The following is a 19,514-nucleotide window of genomic DNA, read 5'->3' as shown; positions in this document are numbered from 1 at the left end:
GCGTCGTCCCGGCCTCCGCCGGGACGACATTGCATTCGACAACCTGCCTTAGTCCACCATCTCCGCGACCGCCTTGCCGCAAGCGGTGGTGTCGGCGTTGCCGCCGAGGTCCTTGGTACGGAGCGTGCGTTCGGCGAGTGTGCGCTCGATCGCATCGACGATCGACCTGCCGGCTTCCTTCTCGCCAAGATGCTCGAACATCATCGCGCCCGACCAGATCATTCCGATCGGATTGGCGATGCCCTGCCCCGCGATGTCAGGCGCCGAGCCATGCACGGGCTCGAACACCGACGGGAAATCGCCCTCCGGGTTGATGTTGCCGGACGGTGCGATGCCGATGGTGCCGGTGCAGGCCGGACCGAGGTCGGAGAGGATGTCACCGAACAGATTGGAGCCGACCACGACGTCGAACCAGTCAGGGTGCAGCACGAAGTTCGCGGTCAAAATGTCGATGTGGTACTTGTCCCACTTCACGCCCGGAAACTTCTTGGCCATCGCCTCCACGCGTTCGTCCCAATAGGGCATGGTGATGGAGATGCCGTTCGACTTCGTCGCCGAGGTCAGGTGCTTCTTCGGCCGCGACTGCGCGAGCTCGAAGGCGAACTTCAGGATGCGATCGACGCCAGTACGGGTCATCACCGTCTGCTGGGTGACGAACTCGCGGTCAGTATCGGGGAACATGCGGCCGCCGACGGAGGAATATTCGCCTTCGGTGTTCTCGCGCACCACCCAGAAATCGATGTCACCGGGCTTGCGGCCCGCCAGCGGCGACGGCACCCCGGGCATCAGCCGCACCGGGCGCAGGTTCACATACTGGTCGAACTCGCGGCGAAACTTGATCAGCGAGCCCCACAGCGAGACGTGGTCCGGGATTTTTGCCGGCCAGCCGACCGCTCCGAAGTAGATCGCGTCGTGCTTGCCGATCTTCTCCTTCCAGTCGTCCGGCATCATCTGGCCGTGCTTCTCGTAATAGTCCCAGGACGAGAAGTCGAAATGGTCGAAGTGCAGGGAGATGCCGTGCTTCTTCGCCGCTGCCTCCAAAACGCGCAGGCCCTCGGGCATCACTTCCTTGCCGATGCCATCGCCGGGAATGACTGCGATCCGGTATTTCTTCTTGCTCATCGAGAACGTCCTTGGGGTTGGTCCGGCAGCCGGCGTCTTTTTGGTCGCACTGCAATGAACCAAACTCGGCGGCAGTGCAACGCTGCACTGCAATGTTGACCATGGCGCGGCCGAGCGCCTACTGATTTCATCCTGTTCCCACCGAGCGAGTAACCTCCATGGATCTGCATCTGCGTGGCAAGCGCGTCCTGATCACGGGTGCGTCCAAGGGCATTGGCGCAGCCGCCGCCGAGGCCTTTGCCGAGGAAGGCGCGCACCTCCTGCTTGCCGCCCGCAGCGGCGATCAGCTCAAGGCGCTGGCGGACCGCTTGCGCTCCGCGCACCAGATCGATGCCTCCACGACCGTCGTCGACCTACGCAAGACCGAGAATGTGGCGCGGCTCGCCAAGGAAGCGGCGGAGATCGACATCCTCGTCAACAATGCCGGTGACATACCCGGCGGCTCCATCGACAAGATCGACGAGGCGACCTGGCGGCACGCCTGGGAACTGAAAGTGTTCGGCTACATTAACCTCACGCGCATGATCTATGCCCAGATGAAAGCGCGCGGCGGCGGTGTGATCGTCAATGACATCGGCGCGGCCGGCGAGAAGTTCGATGCCAATTACATCTGCGGCAGCGCCGGCAATGCCGCGCTGATGGCTTTCACGCGCGCGCTCGGCGGCAAGAGCCTTGCCGACAACATCCGCGTGGTCGGCATCAATCCCGGCCCGGTCGGCACCGATCGCCACGTCACGCTGCTCAAGACGCGGGCAAAGCATCAGTTCGGCGACGAGACCCGCTACAAGGAATTCCAGAAGAGCCTGCCGCTCGGCCGCCCCGCGCATGCGCGCGAGATCGGCGACCTCATGGCGTTCCTGGCGTCCGATCGCGCCGGCTACACGTCGGGCGTGATCTACACGGTGGACGGCGGCATCAGCGCGGGGTGGGGTTAACTGATACAACGTTCTTGGACACAGTCGTTCCGGGGCGATGCAAAGCATCGAACCCGGAACCTCGAGATTCCGGGTTCGCCCTTCGGGCGCCCCGGAATGACAATCAAGAGGTAGGAGTAACATAATTGTCTCAGGACCTGATCCGCGAAACCGCGTGCGCCGTGGTCGACAAGCTGCGGTCCGGCGACGTCTCGCCGCTCGAACTGCTGGATGTGCTGGAGAAACGCATCAGTGAGGTGGACGGCAAGGTCAATGCGCTGCCGACGCTGTGCTTCGATCGCGCGCGGGATAGCGCCAAGGCGCTGATGCAGAAGCCGGCCGGCGCGCGCGGGCTGCTGGCGGGCTTGCCGGTGCCGATCAAGGATCTGACCGACGTTGCGGGCGTGCTGAACACGCAGGGATCGCCGATCTTCAAGGACAACATCCCAGCAAAGTCTGACCTCATGGTCGAGAACCTCGAGGCCAACGGCGCGGTGGTCTACGCAAAATCCAACACGCCCGAGTTCGGCGCCGGCGCCAATACATTCAACGAGGTGTTCGGCGCGACGCTCAATCCCTGGGATACGTCCAAATCGGCGGCCGGCTCCTCCGGCGGCGCGGCCGTCGCGCTGGCCACCGGCATGGCCTGGCTCGCGCAGGGCTCGGACATGGGCGGCAGCTTGCGCAATCCGGCGAGCTTCTGCGGCATCGTCGGCATGCGGCCAAGCATTGGCCGCGTCGCGCACACGCCGAAGGCGGGTATCGACCGCAATCTCGGCGTCCAGGGCCCGATGGCGCGCAACGTCGAGGATCTCGCGCTGCTGCTCGACGCCATGAGCGGCGACTATGCGGCCGATCCGCTGTCGCTGCCGGCGCCTGCAACCTCGTTCCTGTCGGCGGCGCAGTCGGGCAAGAAGCCGAAGCGCATCGCTTATTCGCCCGATCTCGGCATCACGCCGGTCGACCCCGAGGTCAAGGCGATCACGCGCAAGGCGGCGGAACGCTTCGCAGAAGCCGGAGCGACCGTCGAAGAGGCGCATCCGGACTGGAGCGAGGCGCATGAATGCTTCCACGTGCTGCGCGCCTTCGATTTCGCGATCAGCAAGGCCCAGCTGCTCCGCACCCAGCGCGACCTGCTCAAGCCCGAGGTGATCTGGAACATCGAGGAAGGCCTCAAGCTCACCGTCGAGCAGCTCGAGCGCGCCGAAGCGCAGCGCGTCGGCATGACCGCGCGCGCGATCGAGTTCTTCAAGACCTACGATCTCTTGCTGGTGCCGACGACCATCGTGCCCCCCTTCCCGATCGAGCATCGTTATGTCGCCGAGTGCGCCGGCAAGCGTTTCGACAACTACGTCGAATGGCTCGGCATCGTCTACGCCGTCACGCTGGCCTGCTGTCCGTCACTGTCGCTGCCCTGCGGCTTCACGGCCTCGGGCTTGCCCGTCGGCATCCAGGTCGTCGGCGCGCCACGCGCGGATGCGCAAGTGATCGCCGGCGCCAAGGTGCTGGAGGATATCCTGGGTCTGCGCAGCACCACACCGATCGATCCGCGCGTGAAGAAATAGCCTCACTCTCGTGCCCCAGACGCAGCGCAGCGCTCCTTCAGCGGTGCGCTGCAGAGCCGGGGCCCATGCATCTACAACCTCTCGTGTATCTCTGGGTCCCGGCTCTGCGCAGCAGCGCTGGCGCGCTGCAGCGCGTCCGGGACACGAGAGATCATCTCCCGCTTGTCGCCTCCAGGCTCCGGCTGTACCGCGACATCGCGAAGCAGAAGACGAAATAGATCGCGGCGACGAAGATGTAGACCTCCACCGAGAATTGCTGCCAGGCAGGATCGATGATCGCCGTCTTCGCCGTCGTCAGCAGGTCGAAGATACCGATGATCAGGACGAGGCTGGTGTCCTTGAAGAAAGCGATGAAGGTGTTGACTAGGGGCGGAATGACGTGGCGGATCGCCTGCGGCAGGACGATCAATCGGTGCTTGCGCCAGTAGGACAGTCCCAGCGCATCGGCCGCCTCATACTGCCCGCGCGGCACGGCCTGAAGCCCGCCGCGAATGACTTCAGCAAGATAGGCCCCAGCGAACAGGATGATCGCGATCTGCGCGCGCAGGAGCTTGTCGATGTTGAAGCCGCTGGGCATGAACAACGGAAACATCACGCTCGCCATGAACAACAAGCTCACCAGCGGCACGCCGCGGATCAGCTCGACATAGAGCACGCTGAGCGAGCGGATCGCCGGCAGCTTTGAACGCCGGCCGAGCGCGACGAGAATGCCGAGCGGGAAGCCGAAAGCGAGGCCGAAGGTTGCGAGGATCAGCGTCACCGGCAGTCCACCCCAGCGGTCCTGCGAGACGAAACTGAGCCCCAGTACTCCGCCCCACATCAGCACGCTGATCAGCGCCAGCGCACCGATCCAGATATAGGCCAGCTCGCGCCGCCACAGGGCGCGGCGGGTGGAGAGATAGAACAGCGCGATGAACAGCAGCACCGACAGCGCCGGCCGCCACTGCTCGTCGAACGGATAGGTGCCGAACAGGATGAAGCGGTATTTTTCAGGGATGATCGCCCAGCAGGCGCCGACACCGCGCGCCGCACGGCAGGCACTGGAGTCGTTCGCCGGCGTCAGCCAGACCGCATTCGCGATGCCCCATTGCACGAAGCTGATCACGCCTTTCGCGAGCACCGCCAGCAACACCACCGTGAGGATGGCGTTCGGGACCGACGAGAACAGATTGGTGCGCAGCCAGCGCAGCACCGGGTTTCCCATTTGCGGTCGACGGGCAGCACGCGGCGCCTCAGGCATATCGGTGATCGCGGTCATGCTCAGCGCTCCACCAGCGCGATGCGCGCATTGTACCAGTTCATGAAGAAACTGATGCCGAGGCTGATGGTCAGGAACACCGCCATGATCAGTGCGATCGCCTCGATCGCCTGCCCGGTCTGGTTCAGCGTGGTATTGGCGACCGAGACCACGTCCTGGTAGCCGATCGCCACCGCAAGCGAGGAGTTCTTGGTCAGGTTGAGATACTGGCTCGTCATCGGCGGCACGATGACGCGCAACGCCTGCGGCAAAATGATCTGCCGCAACATGAAGCTGCGCCGCAGGCCGAGCGCGTTGGCGGCATCCCACTGGCCGCGCGGCACCGACTGGATGCCGCTGCGCACGATCTCGGCAATGAAGGCCGAGGTGTAGGTGACGAGCGCGATCAGCAGCGCGAAATATTCCGGCGCCAGCGTCAAGCCGCCGACGAAGTTGAAGCCGCGCAGTTCAGGCCATTCGATCTTCCAGGACACACCGAGCAGCACGGACACCAGCGCCGGCAGCGCGACGATGAGGCCAACCGCAAAGGGCCACGCCGGCCGCGGCTTGCCGTCGCGCATCTGCTGCGCGATCAGCCAGCGCCGGATCATGTAGAACACCGCAAGCCCGAGCACCGTCGCGCCGAGCACCCAAAGCTGCGGCGACCCGATCGGGATCGCCGGCAGGATCAGGCCGCGATTGGAAAGAAACACGCCCTCGATCGGCCGCCACGCCGCGCGCGCGGCCGGCAGCGCCTGCATCAGCACGTACCAGAACAGAAGCTGGAGCAGCAACGGAATGTCACGGAGCGTTTCGACATAGACGGCGGCGAGCCGCGACAGCAGCCAGTTCGCCGACAGCCGCGAGATGCCGATCAGCGTGCCGAGAATGGTTGCGAGCACGATGCCGATCACGGCAACGCGCAAGGTGTTGGCAACGCCGACGACGAAGGCCCAGAGGTAGGTATCTCTCGGATTATAGGAGAGCCAACTGTCGGCGATCGGCATGCCGGCCTCGCGGCCGAGGAACGCAAAGCCGGTCGTGATACGGCGGGCCGAAAGATTGGTGACGGTGTTGGACCAAAGGAAAGCGATCACCCCAACCGCGATCCCGACCACCAGGACCTGCCAGAACAGTCCCTGTAGTTCGCGGCGTCCCCATGCGCCGAAGAAGCGGCGGCGCGGCGGTGGTCTCGGTGAGTCTGATGTCACAGCGCAAAAATCCTTCTCAAAAGCAACGATTTCCGGCGGCGCACGTCAAGTGTTGCACCAATCCAAAAACCGTGCAACAAATGTTTCATGGCTGAGCCAGCGAAATCCTCGCCGTTGAGTGAACTCCGCATTGCATTGCCATCGCTCCCGATGCGCTTGCAGGAGGTCGGGCGCTTCGTCGCCGCCAACGACTACGACGCCACCACCCGTTCGATGCGCGATCTCGCCGCCGAAGCCGGCGCCGACCCCGCCGCATTCACGCGGCTCGCAAAGGCCATCGGCTATTCCGGTTGGGACGAACTTCGCGCTGCGCTGACCGAGGCACGACGGCCGTCCCAGACATCGCCCTTCTCCGGCCGCGCCAAAGGTCGACGTCACGGCCCAAATGCCGACGTCACGCTCGTCATCGACAAGCTCGAGGCCGAAGCCGCCGGCCTCCCACGCATCCCGGCGCAGCCGATTGCGGAAGCAGCCCGCGCACTCCACGACGCCAAACGGATCTGGATCACCGGCTATCGAAGCTGCCGCAGCGTCGCGGAGCTGCTGAACTACGAGCTCCGGCTATTCCGACCGGAGCAGGTGCAACTCGTCGGCGCGTCCGGCCCCGACGATCTCGACCTCGGCGCCTTTCGGCCCGGCGAGGCCGTCATCGTCATCGGCTTCCTGCCTTACACACATGCGAGCGTCCGCGTTGCGCAAGCCGCTCATCGCAGCGGCGCAACGCTGATCGCGATCGCAGATAGCCACTCGGCGCCGATGGCCGAAGGCGCCGACCACGTGCTGCTGTTCGAGGCCGCCTCCCCGCCCGGCTTTTTCCCCAGTCTCACCGGCGCGATCGCAATTGCGCAGTCGCTCGCCGCGGTGACGTTCTCGCTCGGCGGCGCGGCCGCGAAGAAGCGCCTTGAGAATACCGAGGCGCGGCTGGCCGCGGCCACCACCTACGTCTCAGAGAAAGGTTGACCCATGGCCGCTCGCACCAGCCGCGTCCTGCATCGTTCGTTGCGCGAAACGCCGCCCAAGGCGATCGGCGGTGAAGGCGTCTATCTCTTTGCCGAAGACGGACGGCGCGTGATCGACGCTTCCGGCGGCGCGGCGGTCTCCTGTCTCGGCCACCAGCACCCGCGCGTGATTGCCGCAATGGCGAAGCAGGCCTCAACACTCGCCTATGCCCACACTGCTTTCTTCTCGTCCGAGCCGGCCGAGGCGCTTGCCGAAACGCTGGTCGGGCACGAGCCCGGTGGCCTCGCCTACGCCTATTTCGTCAGCGGCGGATCGGAGGCGATCGAGGCCAGCATCAAGCTGGCACGGCAATATTTCATCGAGCGCGGCGAACCGCAGCGGCAGCATTTCATCGCGCGGCGACAGAGCTATCATGGCAACACGCTCGGCGCCCTTGCCGCGGGTGGAAATGCCTGGCGGCGCGCGCCCTATGCACCGTTGCTCTCGGCCGCCTTCAGCCATGTGACGCCGGCCTTCGCCTATCACGAGAAACACGACGGCGAGTCGGATGCGCAGTTCGTGGCACGGCTTGCGGCCGAGCTCGAAGCCGAGTTCCAGCGACTCGGCCCTGACACCGTGGCGGCATTCCTCGCCGAGCCCGTCGTCGGCGCGACCGCCGGCGCCGTGACGGCACCGGACGGCTACTTCAAGGCGGTGCGCGAGATTTGCGACAGGCATGGCGCCCTTCTCATCCTCGACGAGGTCATGTGCGGCATGGGCCGCACCGGCACGACGCATGCCTGGGAGCAGGAGGGCGTTGCCCCGGACATCCAAGCCATCGCCAAGGGTCTCGGCGGCGGCTATCAGCCGATCGGCGCGATGCTTGCGAGCGGCAAGATCATCGACATCATCCGCGCCGGCTCGGGCGCCTTCCAGCACGGCCACACCTATCTGGCACATCCTCTCGCCTGCGCAGCCGCGCTCGCGGTGCAGGAGGTGATCCGCGAGGATCGCCTGCTCGACCGCGTCAAGGAACGCGGCAAGCAACTCGAGCAACGCCTGATCGATCGCTTCGGCAATCACCGCCATGTCGGCGACATCAGGGGGCGTGGGCTGTTCTGGGCGATCGAGCTCGTCGCGGATCGCGCCAGCCGCACCTCGTTCGATCCGGCGCTCAAGCTCAATCAGAAGATCAAGGCGGAGGCCTTTGCCAACGGCCTCGGCTGCTATCCCGGCGGCGGCACCGTGGACGGCGTCCGCGGCGATCATGTGCTGCTCGCGCCGCCCTATATCGCCTCCGCGGAGGAGATCGACCTGATCGTCGACAGGCTCGGCACGGCCGTCGATAACGTGTTGCGTAGTGTCAATCACTGAGGGGAGAGTAACATGATGAGGAAAGTGGTTATCGCCGCAGGTGTGCTCGCGGCATCGACGGTGATCGCGTCGGCGGCGACGCTCGACACGGTCAAGACCCGGGGCACGCTGGTGTGCGGTGTCAGCGCCGGTTTTGCCGGCTTCTCCGCGCCGGATTCGCAAGGCAATTACAAGGGTCTCGACGTCGACTATTGCCGCGCGCTCGCGGCCGGCGTGCTCGGCGACCCCAACAAGGTGCGCTACGTCTCGCTGACCGCGCAGAACCGCTTCACGGCACTGCAGTCGGGCGAGATCGACGTGCTCTACCGCAATTCGACGCAGACCTATTTGCGCGGCGTCACGCTGGGCCTGCGGCAGGGGCCGATCAACTTTTACGACGGCCAGGGCTTTGTGGTGAAGAAGGACCTCGGCGTGAAGGAGCTCAAGGACCTCAAGGGCGCCACCGTCTGCGTCGCGCAGGGCACCACACATGAGGTCACGCTCGGCGATTACGGCCGGGCCAACGGCATCGACTGGAAGCCGCTGGTGTTCGACCGCATCGACACGATGTACCAGACCTTCTTCGGCGGCCGCTGCGATGCCATGACCCAGGACGCTTCCGCGCTCGCCGGCGCTGTGACGACCGCGGCGCCGAACCCCGCCGACTACGTCGTGCTGCCGCAGACCATCAGCAAGGAGCCGCTCGGCCCCTTCACACGCAACGGCGACGAGGTCTGGAGCGACATCATTACCTGGCTGCATTACGGCCTGATCGAGGCCGAGGAGCTCGGCGTGACCCAGGCCAATGTCGACGAGATGGCGAAGTCGCAGACACCCGCGATCCAGCGGCTGCTCGGCGCCTCCGGCGACCTTGGCTCGCGGCTCGGGCTCGACAACAAATGGCTGGTCACGGCGATCAAGGCCACCGGCAATTACGGCGAGATCTACGAGCGCAATGTCGGCAAGGCGAGTCCGCTCAAGCTCGAACGCGGCCTCAACGGCCTCTGGAGCAAGGGCGGTTTGATGTACGCCATTCCGTTCAAGTAAACATCGCGCGTGTCCCGGACGCGCTGCGTCCGGGGCACGAGATCTTTGATCAAGTACGCACGTTCAATGACGACGCCCCCATGCGCATCGCTCTGATCCACGCCCTCAAGCATTCCATCGCCCCGATCGAGGCGGCGTTCGCAAAGGCATGGCCAGAGGCACGGCTGATGAACCTGCTCGACGACAGCCTCTCTGCGGATCTGGCGCGCGACGGGAAGCTCAATGACGCAATGACCGAGCGTTTCCTCGCGCTCGGCGATTATGCAGCGGCAACGGGAGCCGACGGAATCCTGTTCACCTGCTCGGCCTTCGGCCCCTGCATCGAGGCGGTCGCACGCGCACATGCACCGATGCCGGTGCTCAAGCCAAACGAGGCCATGATCGAGCGCGCGGTGACGATGGGTAGGCGGATCGGCCTGCTCTCGACTTTCCCGCCGACCTTGGTCTCGATGCCGCCGGAGTTTCCAACCTCCGTCCAGGTCGTGCCGAAACTCGCCGAGGGCGCGCTGGCTGCGCTTGATCGCGGCGATCACGCAGCGCATGATCGGTTGATCACGGAAGCTTCGCGCGATTTGCGCGATTGTGACGTCATTGCACTGGCACAGTTCAGCATCGCGGCGACTGCACCACTCGTCGCGGAAGCCACCGGCCGTCCGGTCGTAACCACGCCGGACAGCGCCGTGGAGAAGCTGGCGAGGCTGCTGGTGGCTAAGGCTTAAGCGCCGGGCTTTCCCCGGCGGCGCACGTCCTTGATTGCGGACAGGAGCGCGGCCTTCGTCTCGTTCACAAAATCCTCGACCAGCTCTTCGCGCGTGGCATGCGCCGCCTCGCCCGTGAACAAGCCCTGCTCGGCGAGCATCACCACACCGTGCAGCGCAGCCCAGATCTTGAGCGCGTGCCGCTCGCGCAAAAAACCGACGGCCGGCACTTCCAGCGCTTCGACCACCAGCGCAAAGGTTTCACGCGCAGCCTCGTGCAGCTCGCTGCCCTTGGCCGCGCATGACACGGTGCGGGAAGCGAACATCAACCGGTAGATGCCGTTGCGGCGCAGACCGAAATCGAGCGTCGCCTGCGCCAGCCGCGATAATTTCGATTGCTCGGACGGTTTTACCATCGCCTCGCGCAGGATCGCGCTGAGCTGCCGAAACGCCTCCGCCGTCACCGCCGCAAGCAGCGCTTCACGATCGGCGAAATGCCGGTATGGCGCCGGCTGCGAGACGCCTAGCCGTTTTGCCAACGCCTTGATGCTGATTGCCTCCGCACCGCCCTTCTCCGCTTCGCGCAAGGCGGCCTTGATCAGGGTATCACGGAGATCGCCGTGATGATAGGCGTTCTGCGGCTTGCGGACGAGCTGTGACGGCATGTTGACGCGAAACCTATGTGGCCTGTCAAACAAAAGCGGAGGACGTCACGTGAGCGAGATCAGGCAGTTGCGTCACTCCGTTCAATTGGCCCTGAGAGATCTGCAAACCATTTGCTGCGAAATCAGCACGGGAGTCCATCAAAAATTTCGAAGAGATTCTCATTGGCGCAGCAGACCTCTCGATGGGTAGCTCAACTGCACCGCGAAGAATACCGGCGGCGACCTACTTCTCGCTCGATACGGCGCGGCTATCGCGAAGACAGGACCATATTGGTGCGCGACGATACGATTTCCGAGTCCGGATCCGGTCCGGCTTGAACCAGGCCATCATCGTCGCATCGAGAGCTCCGAAACCGACGGGCTGGCCGCCTGTTCCAGCAGTGCGTGCAATTTCGGATGAAGATGAAGTCCTTCGCCGCGCGAGGCGGCGTCTTCGCGGCCACACCCGATCGCAAGACTATATCGCGCGCGCCTGCCTGCGGACCTCGTTCGCGACGGGCCTCAAGGTCTCCGCCGGAGCCTCGCCGACGAGGCTGTAGCCAATCCCGCTATCGGCCCAGGTAAACCCGGTGGCGCCGTCGTTTGACTGTGCTGTCATTGGGGCGTTCTGGTCGGCACTGCTCATCGGCCGGGTCAGCACGACAACCCGGCTGCCATGGTCGTCATCATACATGAACATCGCGGCTGGTCCGTGCTGGGTCGCGACCAGGCGCCCGCCCATCAGACGGTAACCTGAGCTCGTCAGGTCCGGCACCTTGACAGGCCGGTTGAGCCGACTCGATATCCATTGGACGAGCTGAGCGGTGTCGGATGCTCGCACCTCGACCGGGCGGATCCGATCCGGTGCGTAGACATTATAGGAATAGCCTGCTTCCTGCGCGAGCGCGGCCAGGCCGCCAGGTGTTGCTTCCATCGAGCCGCGCACGATCCAGCCGCCAAACCCGCCCACGCTGAGCAGCAGCATCGCCGCGATCGCCCGCCAGACCGGCGGCGAACGACGCCTCTGGCCCTCGATGATGCGTGAAAGGTTCAGCTCGGGTGGCAACGGCTCGTCAGCAATCGGCGCCAGCGCCGCGCGCAACAGCTCGCGCTGGTCGACAAAGCCGGCGACGCGCTTGGCGACATCCGGATGACCGGCGAGGTAAGAGCCGACTTCCGCTCGACGCTCCGGCTCGAGCAAATCATCCACATAGGCGTGGAGGTCATCTTCTGTGATAAGCCGGTTGTTCATGTCAGCCTCCGCATCGTCACCACATTCCCTGGCGCACCGGCGACGCCGTCGAGCTCCTGCTGCAACCTCCCGCGTGCCCGCGATAGGCGGGACATCACGGTGCCAATCGGGACGTTCAGTACCTTCGCGGCCTCCGCATAAGAGAGATCCTCGACTCCGACCAGCAGCAGTACGGCCCGCTGCTCCTCCGGCAGCCTCGCAAGCTTGTCCAGCACATCTTGATACATAAGCCGATGCTCCTGCGCGGCCGCCCCACGAAACTCACCCTCACCCGCCTCCTCGATCGGCACATGTCTGCCGCGCGATGACGCTTGACGGAATTGATCCGCCGCGAGATTGTGCAGGATCGTGAACAGCCAGGCGCGCACGCTGCCGTCCCGCCTCTGATGCCAGCGGCTGACCGCGCGCTCCAGGCAGTCCTGCACCAGGTCGTCCGCGTTCGCGCGGTTGCGCACGAGCGCGCGCGCATAGCGGCGGAGGGCGGGGATCAGCGGCTCGACCTGAACCAACATGTCCTGCATCTCGCCCTCCGCCTGCGTTCCTTCGCGCTTGCGCGAACGTCAACGGGTCTCAATCTGGATCGCCTCGCCAGGCATGGCCGCTTCGCCGGGTGCGATCACGAGGTATCGCCTGTCGGCCTTTGCCCCCTGATCGACGATCTGCCGGATCGGGCCAACTGCGTTGACGATAGCCGATCCTGCCGGGTTCGTCATGAAGGCTGCGAGCGGCTGCAACGGGCCGCTGCCGTCCTCATGCTCGGCAAGCGCCAGCACATATTTCTGCTTGGGCTGGAGACCTGTCACTGAGGCCTGCAGGATCTGGATCAGGCCCTGGTCGAAAAGCGACACGCTGGTCGGCGCCTTGCCATCTCCCGCCGCCTGCTTGGGCGCCAAGGCGAGATGGGCCACCTGGCCAGCGACACCAAGCGGCTGCAGGTTCTCCCGGTCGTCGGGATTGGGCGCGGCGTTGGGGACATAGGCGATCGCCTGAGGTGCCTGACCGATCGGGATGTTCGCAATCACCTTGTTGGTCGCAGTATCGATCGCCGCCAGCGCATCGGCGTTCTCGAGACCGACATAGACGCGCGATCCATCGCCCGACGGCCAGACGCCGTGCGGCAAATTGTCGACGGGGATGGTCGCGACCTGCGAGAAATCGTCGGTGCGGAACACCTTGACTTCGTTCAGGCCGCCTATCGTGACATAAGCGAACGATCCCTTTGCGGTGTGCGCGAAGTTGACATGGTTCGTGATCGGGCCGGTGTCGATTGTCTTGATGAGGCTGAACGGGGGACGGGCGTCGAACACCTGTGTTTTGCCGACGTCCTTGAGCGTGAACCACACCTGCTTGCCGTCGGGCGTCGCAGCGATGTTCGGGCAGAACGGACTTTCCTGCTTCACCTTGGCGACGATCTTGTGATCGGCAACAGTGACGACGTCAGTTTCCGGATTGAACGAGGAGCAAATGTAGCCGTACTTGCCATCGGGCGAGAAGATCTGCATGCCCGGGCCGCTCGGAGTCGTGATGCGCGTCTTCTCTTTAAAGCTCTTGGCATCGATCACGGAGATGTAGTTCTCGCCGCGCACCGTGACCCAGACCTCCTTGCCGTCCGGCGTATAGAATGCTTCGTGCGGCGAACGGCCGACATAAGTCACGTGCTTGACGGCGTTGGTCGCGGTGTCGATGAAGGTCACCGAATTCGAGCCGATCGACACCACCGCGAGCGTGTGGTGATCGGGCGAATAGCCCATGCCATGAACGAGCACCTGCCCCTTGTAAAGCGGGCTGAAATTGAGGGGCTGCGGATCACCGAGCCGGATTACGCCAAGCAGCTTGTTGTCGACGGGATCCGTTACCGAGACCGTATTCGAGAACTGCTCGGCCGCATAGATGCGGTCATGATGGCTGATCGGAATGTCGGGCGAGGACAGCGCGCCGGGCGCTTGCCCTGCCCACGCAGCGGACCCGGTTGCGAGCATCGTTGCCGCCAGGAAGAATGTCTTCCACGTTTTCATGTTTCGCTCCTAGTGTTTCATTCCGGAGGACTTGTCCATCCGCATGCCCGAATGATGATGATCGTGCGCGGCGGGGAGAGCCTGCGGTTGCGTCGGTGCAGGCGTCGTGTCGGTCGCCGGCTCGCCGATTGCGAGCTTCATCGCGGCGATCTCCTGCATCTGGTCGACGATGATTTCCTGCGCGATCCGCCGAAGCTGCTCGTTCTTGCCGTAGCGCAGCTCGATCACGGCCATATCGATGGCGCCTTGATGATGCGGGTTCATCATGGCAACGAAGTCGCGATCGATGTCGCCCGTCGGCTTCGCCGCCATGTCGTTCATCATCTTGGTCATCGCCGCATCGTTCTCTTTCAGGAACGCGGATTCCTCGGCGGTCAGCCCCGCCGGCGGATCGGCCGGATGGGCTTCATGCGCGAACGCGAGCGGCGGGATCGCGCAAGCAATTAGAACCCGCCCGCCCAACAGGATCGCGGCGAGCCCAGTTTTTCGGAAACGACACCTGCTCGCGAGTGTCGCGAGAAATCTGCGAGACGGCTGGTGCATCCTGAACTCCCATGTTGATCGCATGGGGGTTGGACGGCGCAGCGCGCGTCCTATTCCATAATGCTACGAAAATTCTTCGGCCGTGAGCAGCGGAATATTTAAAAAACTAGCTGAAACAACGACTAAGGCACGATCTTCGGCCCGATCACAGAAGCGTTAGCGCCCCCGGCCATGAAATGCTCTCAATGTCGAATGATCGATTTTATCGATCATAATGAACAAATCAATCCATTAGATAACTTTGTCGTCGCAGACCACAGTTGACGTAACCCGGAGTGACGCCAATGACATCTGCCACCGACATCCGCCATTCTCCAATCAAGCTCGCCATCCGCAAAACCATCGCAGCGCGTGTGGAATCCGCCCGCGCAATCATCCCCGGGATCGCGCTGACCGGCGCCATCGCGCTCGCAGCCAAATCGCTTCACAGCGTTCCAGGGATTGCGACGTTCAGCCCCATGATTCTCGCCATCGCGATCGGGATATCGATACGCAATCTGGTCGGCACGCCGTCTTTCGCGGCCCCGGGAATTGCTTTCAGCATGCGCCGTCTGCTTCGGGCCGCAATCGTGCTGCTCGGCTTTCAGATCACGCTGACCCAGCTTGCAGCCGTGGGTGCGCACGGACTCTTCATCGTCATCGGCACGCTCGTTGCTACGTTCGGATTTACTCTTGCAGCCGGCCGGGTGCTGGGTGTCGACCGAAAGCTCTCTGAACTGATCGCTGCGGGCACCTCGATCTGCGGTGCCTCGGCGGTGGTCGCGACCAACAGCGTCACCCGGGCGTCCGACGAGGACGTTGCTTACGCAATCGCCTGCGTCACGATCTTCGGCTCGATCGCGATGTTCGTCTACCCTGTGCTGCCCCATCTTCTGCAGCTCGATGGCGCCGCCTATGGACTCTGGAGCGGGGCATCGATCCACGAGATTGCGCAGGTGGCCGCCGCCTCCTTTCAGAACAGCCAGCACGCCGGCGAAGTCGCGACGGTCGCCAAGCTGTCGCGAGTTATGTTGCTCGCCCCTGTAGTCCTCGCCCTGAGCGTCGCGCCCCGGCTTGCGGCCCGTGGCACCGGCGGCAGGTCGGCAAGACCACCCCTGCCCTGGTTCGCAATCGGCTTTGTTGCGGTGGCCGCACTCAACAGTGTCGTGAGTATTCCGGAGGGCGCGAGGGACGCGACGGTCGCCCTGTCCACCTTCCTGCTCACGGTCGCCCTCGCCGCCATGGGCCTTGAGACCGACGTCTCGAAACTCTACGCTCAGGGGCTGCGTCCGGCTATATTGGGTGCACTTGCCTTCCTGTTCATTGCAGCCTTCAGCCTGGCTCTCATCAAATTCGCGGGGTGACCATGACGCTCGAACAGCTCCGGATCTTCGCCGCGGTCGCCGACAAGCAGCACGTGACACAAGCCGCCCGCGAGTTGAATTTGACACAATCGGCCACGAGCGCGGCGATCGCCGCGCTCGAAGGTCGTTATGGCGTCAAGCTGTTCGATCGCGTGGGCCGCGGCATCGTTCTCACACATATGGGCCGCTCGTTTCTCGGAGAAGCCCGTGCCGTGCTGGCGCGTGCCCATGCCGCCGAGCAGGTCCTGCGGGACTTCGCCGGGCTCAGGGCCGGAAGGCTTGTGATCGCGGCCAGCCAGACGGTCGGTAGCTACTGGCTGCCTAAGAGGCTGCTGGCTTTCAAGGCCATCTATCCCGGCATCGAGCTTGACGTGAAGATCACCAACACCGAACACGTCGCGACCAACGTTCGCGAAGGCATGGCGGATCTCGGCTTCATCGAGGGCGACATTAACGACGGCGCATTGTCGGCCCGGCGCGTCGACGGCGACGCGCTGGTCGCCGTCGTGGGCCCACAACACCCTCTGGCGAACCAGAGAAAGCTGCCCCCAGACTGGATTGCCACGACACCATGGATCCTTCGCGAGCCGGGCTCCGGAACGCGTGCCATGTTCGAACGGGCTCTGAAGAAGCGCGGAGTGCGCCTTTCCGACCTCACGGTGCCGCTCGAGCTCGCCTCGAACGAGGCAATTCGAACGGCGGTCGAGACGGGCCGCTGCGCCGCGGCCATCTCCGATCTGGTGGTCGAAAAGGCGATCGAGGCAAAGCGGCTGTTCCAGCTGGAAGGCGAGCTGGCGAAGCGTTCGTTCTACGCTTTGCGTCACAAGGAGCGGCATGTGAGCAAGGCCGAAGCAGCGCTGATGTCCAGCCTCGCAGCAGGTGCTGCTGCGTAGGAAGGCCTGCGGCAACACTTCTATCGCAACGATTGAACCGACCGCGACGGAAGCGCTCGGACGTTGTCGATTCGCGACGACGTCCTTTCCGCATTCGATCGTGGCCGACGATTAGAACGATCCAATCATCTCGTTAGATCGCCGCCGCAATGCAGTCTACCTCTTGGGAAGCGGCAAGCACATTGAATATCCCGCTTGCCAGAACATCGAGATGGAGATTTACAATGACCCGTTCGCTCCGCGCTTCCCTCACAATTGCCTTGCTTGCCATCACCGCTTCGACGCTCGGTGCGCCGCTCGCGCATGCCAGCAGCCTGATGCATTCCTCGGGCGACAGGAGTACCATTCACTCGAAGGAGCGCTTCCGCCTTGCCAACCGGCATCTGCCGTACCAGCGCCAGGCGCCGTCGCAGCAGCGCGTCGAAGATCCCTTTGCAGACCTGATCCTCGGATGAGTGAACCTGCATAAAAGCGCACGCCCAGCTCGACAGGAGCTTTCCATGCCGCAACATCGCAACAACACACGTTCTCAAGCTCTATCTCGCCGCGCCGTGCTCCGCACCATCGGAGTCGCCGGCATGGCGCTCGCGACCTCATCGGCCCGGGCCGATCAATCGGTGGAGCTGCCGATTGCCGGCGGTCCGCGACAGCGGCCGGTGACGCATGACTTCCCGCAGAAGGGGTCCATGATCCTGCAGCGCACCCGACCGCCGCTGCTGGAAACTCCAATGGAGGTGTTCGATCGCGGCGTCTTCACGCCGAACGACCAGTTCTATGTGCGCTGGCACTGGGCTGTGATCCCGACGTCGGTGGATGCCGACGCCTTCAGGCTCGCCGTGCGCGGCCACGTCAACCAAGTGCTGTCCTTGTCCATCAGCGATCTGCTCAAGATGCCTCGCGTAGAGCTTGCGGCTGTCAACCAGTGCTCGGGCAATTCCCGGGGCTTCTTTTCACCTCGCGTCGCTGGCGCGCAGTGGGCGCATGGTGCAATGGGCAATGCGCGATGGGCGGGCGTTCTGCTGAAGGATGTGCTCGACCGCGCGGGAGTGAAGTCAGGCGCGATCCAGGTCCGATTCGATGGACTGGACGAGCCCGTGGTACCCGAAGCCCCCGATTTCCGAAAGTCGCTCGACATCGATCATGCTCGCGACGGTGAAGTCATGATCGCCTTCGCGATGAACGGGGAGCAGCTGCCGCTGCTGAACGGCTTTCCGTTGCGTCTGATCGTGCCGGGATGGTACTCGACCTATTGGATCAAGATGCTCAGCGACATCGAGGTTCTCGATCGCGCGGACGACAATTACTGGATGACGACCGCGTATACCATTCCGGATACGCCGCACGCCAACATAGCGCCGGGCCAGACCGGGGTAAAAATGGTTCCCATCAGCCGGATGGTGCCGCGATCTTTTTTTACGAATATTGCGGAAGGTGCGTCGTTTCCAGCGGGCGGCAGCGCGACGATCCGCGGAATAGCGTTCGGAGGCGACGCGGGCGTCGCCAAGGTCGAGCTTTCGATGGATGACGGCCGGACCTGGCAACTCGCGACACTGGCCGAGGATCACGGAAAGTACAGCTTTCGCCGCTGGCAGATGAACATCCCCCAGCTCATGAAGGGCCATCATTCACTCATGGTCCGCTGCACGAATCTGAGCGGCGACGTTCAGCCCGCAGTGCCCAACTGGAATAACAGCGGTTTCATGCTCAACGTCGTCGAGACGGCTCACATCACCGCCATTTAGGAGCGAGTTCATGCGGCACGCCATTATTGCTCTGGGCGCCTTGTTCGCTGCCCTGTTGACGTCCACCTCGGCCTGGGTCCAGCCCGCCCCGGCGATCACATCGACGACCGTGGAGCTTCCATCGGGCGACGCGCTATTCCCCGGTGGACCCAACGCGGACGCCATCAACAACAATTGCCTGGCCTGTCACTCCGCAGACATGGTGCTGAACCAGCCGGCCCTCTCCAAGTCCGCCTGGGACTCCGAGGTCCGGAAGATGATCAAGGTCTACAGAGCGCCCATCGACGAAAGCAATGTGCCCGCGATCGTCGACTATCTCGTCAGCACCAAGGGAGCGAACTAGCATCAGGCCTGCGACCAGGCCGAGCTGGCGTTGTCCAGCCAGCGCTCGGTATCTTCATCGCTCCAACCGGGGACGGCGAACCGCGGCCGCGCAGGCAATGCCGCACCCGATTCTCCAAACGACCGCTGAGCGCAAGTCTTGCGAAGCGTCTTACGGGGTGCTCCCGCCGCCTGCGGCGCCCCCTGTCTCCAATCCCGAAACTCCCCCGATACCGGAACTCGACTAGACAGCCTCGCAAGCCTATCGGCGCTCCAACGCCCCAATTACTTCGTTCGTGCGAGGCTTAAGGTAGCGGTAAGGGAGGGATGGGCTCTCTCCAGTCTGGAAGCCAAGTGCCTGCGCTCGCGGCACGGTTGCAAAGCCAGCGAAGCACTAATTGCATCAAAATGCAGGTCTTTTGGGGCCGGCAGATCTCGCCGCTGGGCCGAAAACGAGCTTGTTGGCAATGGAGTTCGACGGTACCGTGGGTACGAGTTTTTTTAGGAACCTAGATGATTTGCCCGAGGTGCCAGCACGTAAACGGCGCAGCGGCGAAGTTCTGCGAACAATGTGCTTTGGCACTGACCCCCGTTTGCGCGAACTGCGGCACTCAGGTTTCGCCGACGGCCAAGTTCTGTTCGCATTGCGGTCATTCAACCGGTCAGGGCGTCGCA

Annotated in this window: 19 protein-coding genes and 1 pseudogene; 12 read left to right on the top strand and 8 right to left on the bottom strand. The window is 63.8% G+C overall.

Annotated features, from left to right (window positions below; translation table 11 throughout):
* Positions 1–48 precede the first annotated feature (48 nt).
* Positions 49–1,122: a tartrate dehydrogenase gene (locus tag AC630_RS18170; protein ID WP_074119857.1), complete on the bottom strand. Its 1,074-nt coding sequence runs from the start codon at positions 1,120–1,122 to the stop codon at positions 49–51.
* A 158-nt stretch (positions 1,123–1,280) separates the two neighbouring features.
* Between AC630_RS18170 and AC630_RS18165 the strand changes: the two genes are divergently transcribed.
* Entirely contained in the window at positions 1,281–2,057 is a 777-nt protein-coding gene (locus AC630_RS18165) for an SDR family oxidoreductase (protein WP_074119856.1), read from the top strand.
* Positions 2,058–2,182: 125 nt separating this feature from the next.
* Positions 2,183–3,601, top strand: a complete 1,419-nt coding sequence (locus AC630_RS18160; protein WP_074119855.1) for an amidase — start codon at positions 2,183–2,185, stop codon at positions 3,599–3,601.
* A gap of 151 nt (positions 3,602–3,752) precedes the next feature.
* Here AC630_RS18160 and AC630_RS18155 read toward each other — a convergent pair whose 3' ends face one another.
* Together AC630_RS18155 and AC630_RS18150 are read right to left on the bottom strand one after the other, a co-directional pair.
* Positions 3,753–4,859, bottom strand: a complete 1,107-nt coding sequence (locus AC630_RS18155) for an amino acid ABC transporter permease (RefSeq protein WP_074119854.1) — start codon at positions 4,857–4,859, stop codon at positions 3,753–3,755.
* Positions 4,860–4,861: 2 nt separating this feature from the next.
* A complete protein-coding gene (locus tag AC630_RS18150) occupies positions 4,862–6,049 on the bottom strand; it encodes an amino acid ABC transporter permease (RefSeq protein WP_074119853.1) in 1,188 nt (395 codons plus the stop codon).
* 87 nt (positions 6,050–6,136) lie between these two features.
* Between AC630_RS18150 and AC630_RS18145 the strand changes: the two genes are divergently transcribed.
* The 4 genes from AC630_RS18145 to AC630_RS18130 all read left to right on the top strand — a co-directional run bounded on the left by AC630_RS18145 (position 6,137) and on the right by AC630_RS18130 (position 10,107).
* Positions 6,137–7,009 (top strand): MurR/RpiR family transcriptional regulator, encoded by an 873-nt coding sequence (locus tag AC630_RS18145; RefSeq protein WP_074119852.1) that lies wholly within the window; start codon positions 6,137–6,139, stop codon positions 7,007–7,009.
* A 3-nt stretch (positions 7,010–7,012) separates the two neighbouring features.
* Positions 7,013–8,362 (top strand): aspartate aminotransferase family protein, encoded by a 1,350-nt coding sequence (locus AC630_RS18140; RefSeq protein ID WP_074119851.1) that lies wholly within the window; start codon positions 7,013–7,015, stop codon positions 8,360–8,362.
* A gap of 12 nt (positions 8,363–8,374) precedes the next feature.
* On the top strand, positions 8,375–9,388 hold the full coding sequence (locus tag AC630_RS18135; protein ID WP_074119850.1) for an amino acid ABC transporter substrate-binding protein: 1,014 nt from the start codon (positions 8,375–8,377) through the stop codon (positions 9,386–9,388).
* Between the two features lie 80 nt (positions 9,389–9,468).
* Positions 9,469–10,107 carry an aspartate/glutamate racemase family protein gene (locus AC630_RS18130; protein WP_074119849.1) on the top strand — a complete coding sequence of 213 codons (639 nt, stop codon included), beginning with the start codon at positions 9,469–9,471 and terminating at the stop codon, positions 10,105–10,107.
* On the opposite strand, the gene AC630_RS18125 is transcribed toward AC630_RS18130, so the two are convergent.
* The 5 genes from AC630_RS18125 to AC630_RS18105 all read right to left on the bottom strand — a co-directional run bounded on the left by AC630_RS18125 (position 10,104) and on the right by AC630_RS18105 (position 14,540).
* The gene (locus tag AC630_RS18125; protein WP_074119848.1) at positions 10,104–10,751 is read right to left on the bottom strand and encodes a TetR/AcrR family transcriptional regulator; all 648 of its coding nucleotides are present in this window, start codon (positions 10,749–10,751) and stop codon (positions 10,104–10,106) included. The genes AC630_RS18130 and AC630_RS18125 overlap by 4 nt on opposite strands.
* A 457-nt stretch (positions 10,752–11,208) precedes the next feature.
* Positions 11,209–11,982, bottom strand: a complete 774-nt coding sequence (locus AC630_RS18120) for an anti-sigma factor family protein (protein ID WP_074119847.1) — start codon at positions 11,980–11,982, stop codon at positions 11,209–11,211.
* The gene (locus AC630_RS18115; protein ID WP_074119846.1) at positions 11,979–12,503 is read right to left on the bottom strand and encodes a sigma-70 family RNA polymerase sigma factor; all 525 of its coding nucleotides are present in this window, start codon (positions 12,501–12,503) and stop codon (positions 11,979–11,981) included. The genes AC630_RS18120 and AC630_RS18115 overlap by 4 nt, the downstream gene beginning before the upstream one ends.
* Before the next feature lie 39 nt (positions 12,504–12,542).
* Positions 12,543–13,997, bottom strand: a complete 1,455-nt coding sequence (locus AC630_RS18110) for a YncE family protein (RefSeq protein ID WP_074119845.1) — start codon at positions 13,995–13,997, stop codon at positions 12,543–12,545.
* A 9-nt stretch (positions 13,998–14,006) separates the two neighbouring features.
* Positions 14,007–14,540, bottom strand: coding sequence for a DUF305 domain-containing protein (locus AC630_RS18105; protein ID WP_074119844.1), 534 nt, complete (start codon positions 14,538–14,540; stop codon positions 14,007–14,009).
* A gap of 284 nt (positions 14,541–14,824) precedes the next feature.
* Here AC630_RS18105 and AC630_RS18100 point away from each other — a divergent pair, with 284 nt between their 5' ends.
* From AC630_RS18100 to AC630_RS48355, 6 genes and pseudogenes are all read left to right on the top strand, one after another.
* Positions 14,825–15,883, top strand: coding sequence for a YeiH family protein (locus tag AC630_RS18100; protein WP_083636307.1), 1,059 nt, complete (start codon positions 14,825–14,827; stop codon positions 15,881–15,883).
* Between the two features lie 2 nt (positions 15,884–15,885).
* Positions 15,886–16,776 carry a LysR family transcriptional regulator gene (locus AC630_RS18095; RefSeq protein WP_074119843.1) on the top strand — a complete coding sequence of 297 codons (891 nt, stop codon included), beginning with the start codon at positions 15,886–15,888 and terminating at the stop codon, positions 16,774–16,776.
* Positions 16,777–17,000: 224 nt separating this feature from the next.
* On the top strand, positions 17,001–17,231 hold the full coding sequence (locus tag AC630_RS18090) for a hypothetical protein (protein ID WP_074119842.1): 231 nt from the start codon (positions 17,001–17,003) through the stop codon (positions 17,229–17,231).
* A gap of 45 nt (positions 17,232–17,276) precedes the next feature.
* Positions 17,277–18,518 carry a molybdopterin-dependent oxidoreductase gene (locus AC630_RS18085; protein WP_074119841.1) on the top strand — a complete coding sequence of 414 codons (1,242 nt, stop codon included), beginning with the start codon at positions 17,277–17,279 and terminating at the stop codon, positions 18,516–18,518.
* Between the two features lie 10 nt (positions 18,519–18,528).
* Entirely contained in the window at positions 18,529–18,861 is a 333-nt protein-coding gene (locus AC630_RS18080) for a hypothetical protein (protein ID WP_074119840.1), read from the top strand.
* A gap of 491 nt (positions 18,862–19,352) precedes the next feature.
* Positions 19,353–19,493: pseudogene (locus AC630_RS48355) on the top strand (zinc-ribbon domain-containing protein); the annotation flags it as partial.
* Between the last annotated feature and the right edge of the window lie 21 nt (positions 19,494–19,514).

It is taken from the genome of Bradyrhizobium sp. AS23.2, assembly GCF_001908185.1.
In the GTDB taxonomy this organism is placed as follows: Bacteria; Pseudomonadota; Alphaproteobacteria; order Rhizobiales; family Xanthobacteraceae; genus Bradyrhizobium.
Note: the sequence above shows the minus strand (reverse complement) of the source record. Positions and strands in the feature narration are given on the sequence as shown.

Excerpts from the sequence above, each read along its gene's own strand:
- AC630_RS18170 (WP_074119857.1), bottom strand. The coding sequence starts at position 1,122 with ATGAGCAAGAAGAAATACCGGATCGCAGTCATTCCCGGCGATGGCATC.
- AC630_RS18165 (WP_074119856.1), top strand. The coding sequence starts at position 1,281 with ATGGATCTGCATCTGCGTGGCAAGCGCGTCCTGATCACGGGTGCGTCC.
- AC630_RS18155 (WP_074119854.1), bottom strand. The coding sequence starts at position 4,859 with ATGACCGCGATCACCGATATGCCTGAGGCGCCGCGTGCTGCCCGTCGA.
- AC630_RS18145 (WP_074119852.1), top strand. The coding sequence starts at position 6,137 with ATGGCTGAGCCAGCGAAATCCTCGCCGTTGAGTGAACTCCGCATTGCA.
- AC630_RS18140 (WP_074119851.1), top strand. The coding sequence starts at position 7,013 with ATGGCCGCTCGCACCAGCCGCGTCCTGCATCGTTCGTTGCGCGAAACG.
- AC630_RS18135 (WP_074119850.1), top strand. The coding sequence starts at position 8,375 with ATGATGAGGAAAGTGGTTATCGCCGCAGGTGTGCTCGCGGCATCGACG.
- AC630_RS18130 (WP_074119849.1), top strand. The coding sequence starts at position 9,469 with ATGCGCATCGCTCTGATCCACGCCCTCAAGCATTCCATCGCCCCGATC.
- AC630_RS18125 (WP_074119848.1), bottom strand. The coding sequence starts at position 10,751 with ATGCCGTCACAGCTCGTCCGCAAGCCGCAGAACGCCTATCATCACGGC.
- AC630_RS18120 (WP_074119847.1), bottom strand. The coding sequence starts at position 11,982 with ATGAACAACCGGCTTATCACAGAAGATGACCTCCACGCCTATGTGGAT.
- AC630_RS18115 (WP_074119846.1), bottom strand. The coding sequence starts at position 12,503 with ATGCAGGACATGTTGGTTCAGGTCGAGCCGCTGATCCCCGCCCTCCGC.
- AC630_RS18110 (WP_074119845.1), bottom strand. The coding sequence starts at position 13,997 with ATGAAAACGTGGAAGACATTCTTCCTGGCGGCAACGATGCTCGCAACC.
- AC630_RS18105 (WP_074119844.1), bottom strand. The coding sequence starts at position 14,540 with ATGCACCAGCCGTCTCGCAGATTTCTCGCGACACTCGCGAGCAGGTGT.
- AC630_RS18100 (WP_083636307.1), top strand. The coding sequence starts at position 14,825 with ATGACATCTGCCACCGACATCCGCCATTCTCCAATCAAGCTCGCCATC.
- AC630_RS18095 (WP_074119843.1), top strand. The coding sequence starts at position 15,886 with ATGACGCTCGAACAGCTCCGGATCTTCGCCGCGGTCGCCGACAAGCAG.
- AC630_RS18090 (WP_074119842.1), top strand. The coding sequence starts at position 17,001 with ATGACCCGTTCGCTCCGCGCTTCCCTCACAATTGCCTTGCTTGCCATC.
- AC630_RS18085 (WP_074119841.1), top strand. The coding sequence starts at position 17,277 with ATGCCGCAACATCGCAACAACACACGTTCTCAAGCTCTATCTCGCCGC.
- AC630_RS18080 (WP_074119840.1), top strand. The coding sequence starts at position 18,529 with ATGCGGCACGCCATTATTGCTCTGGGCGCCTTGTTCGCTGCCCTGTTG.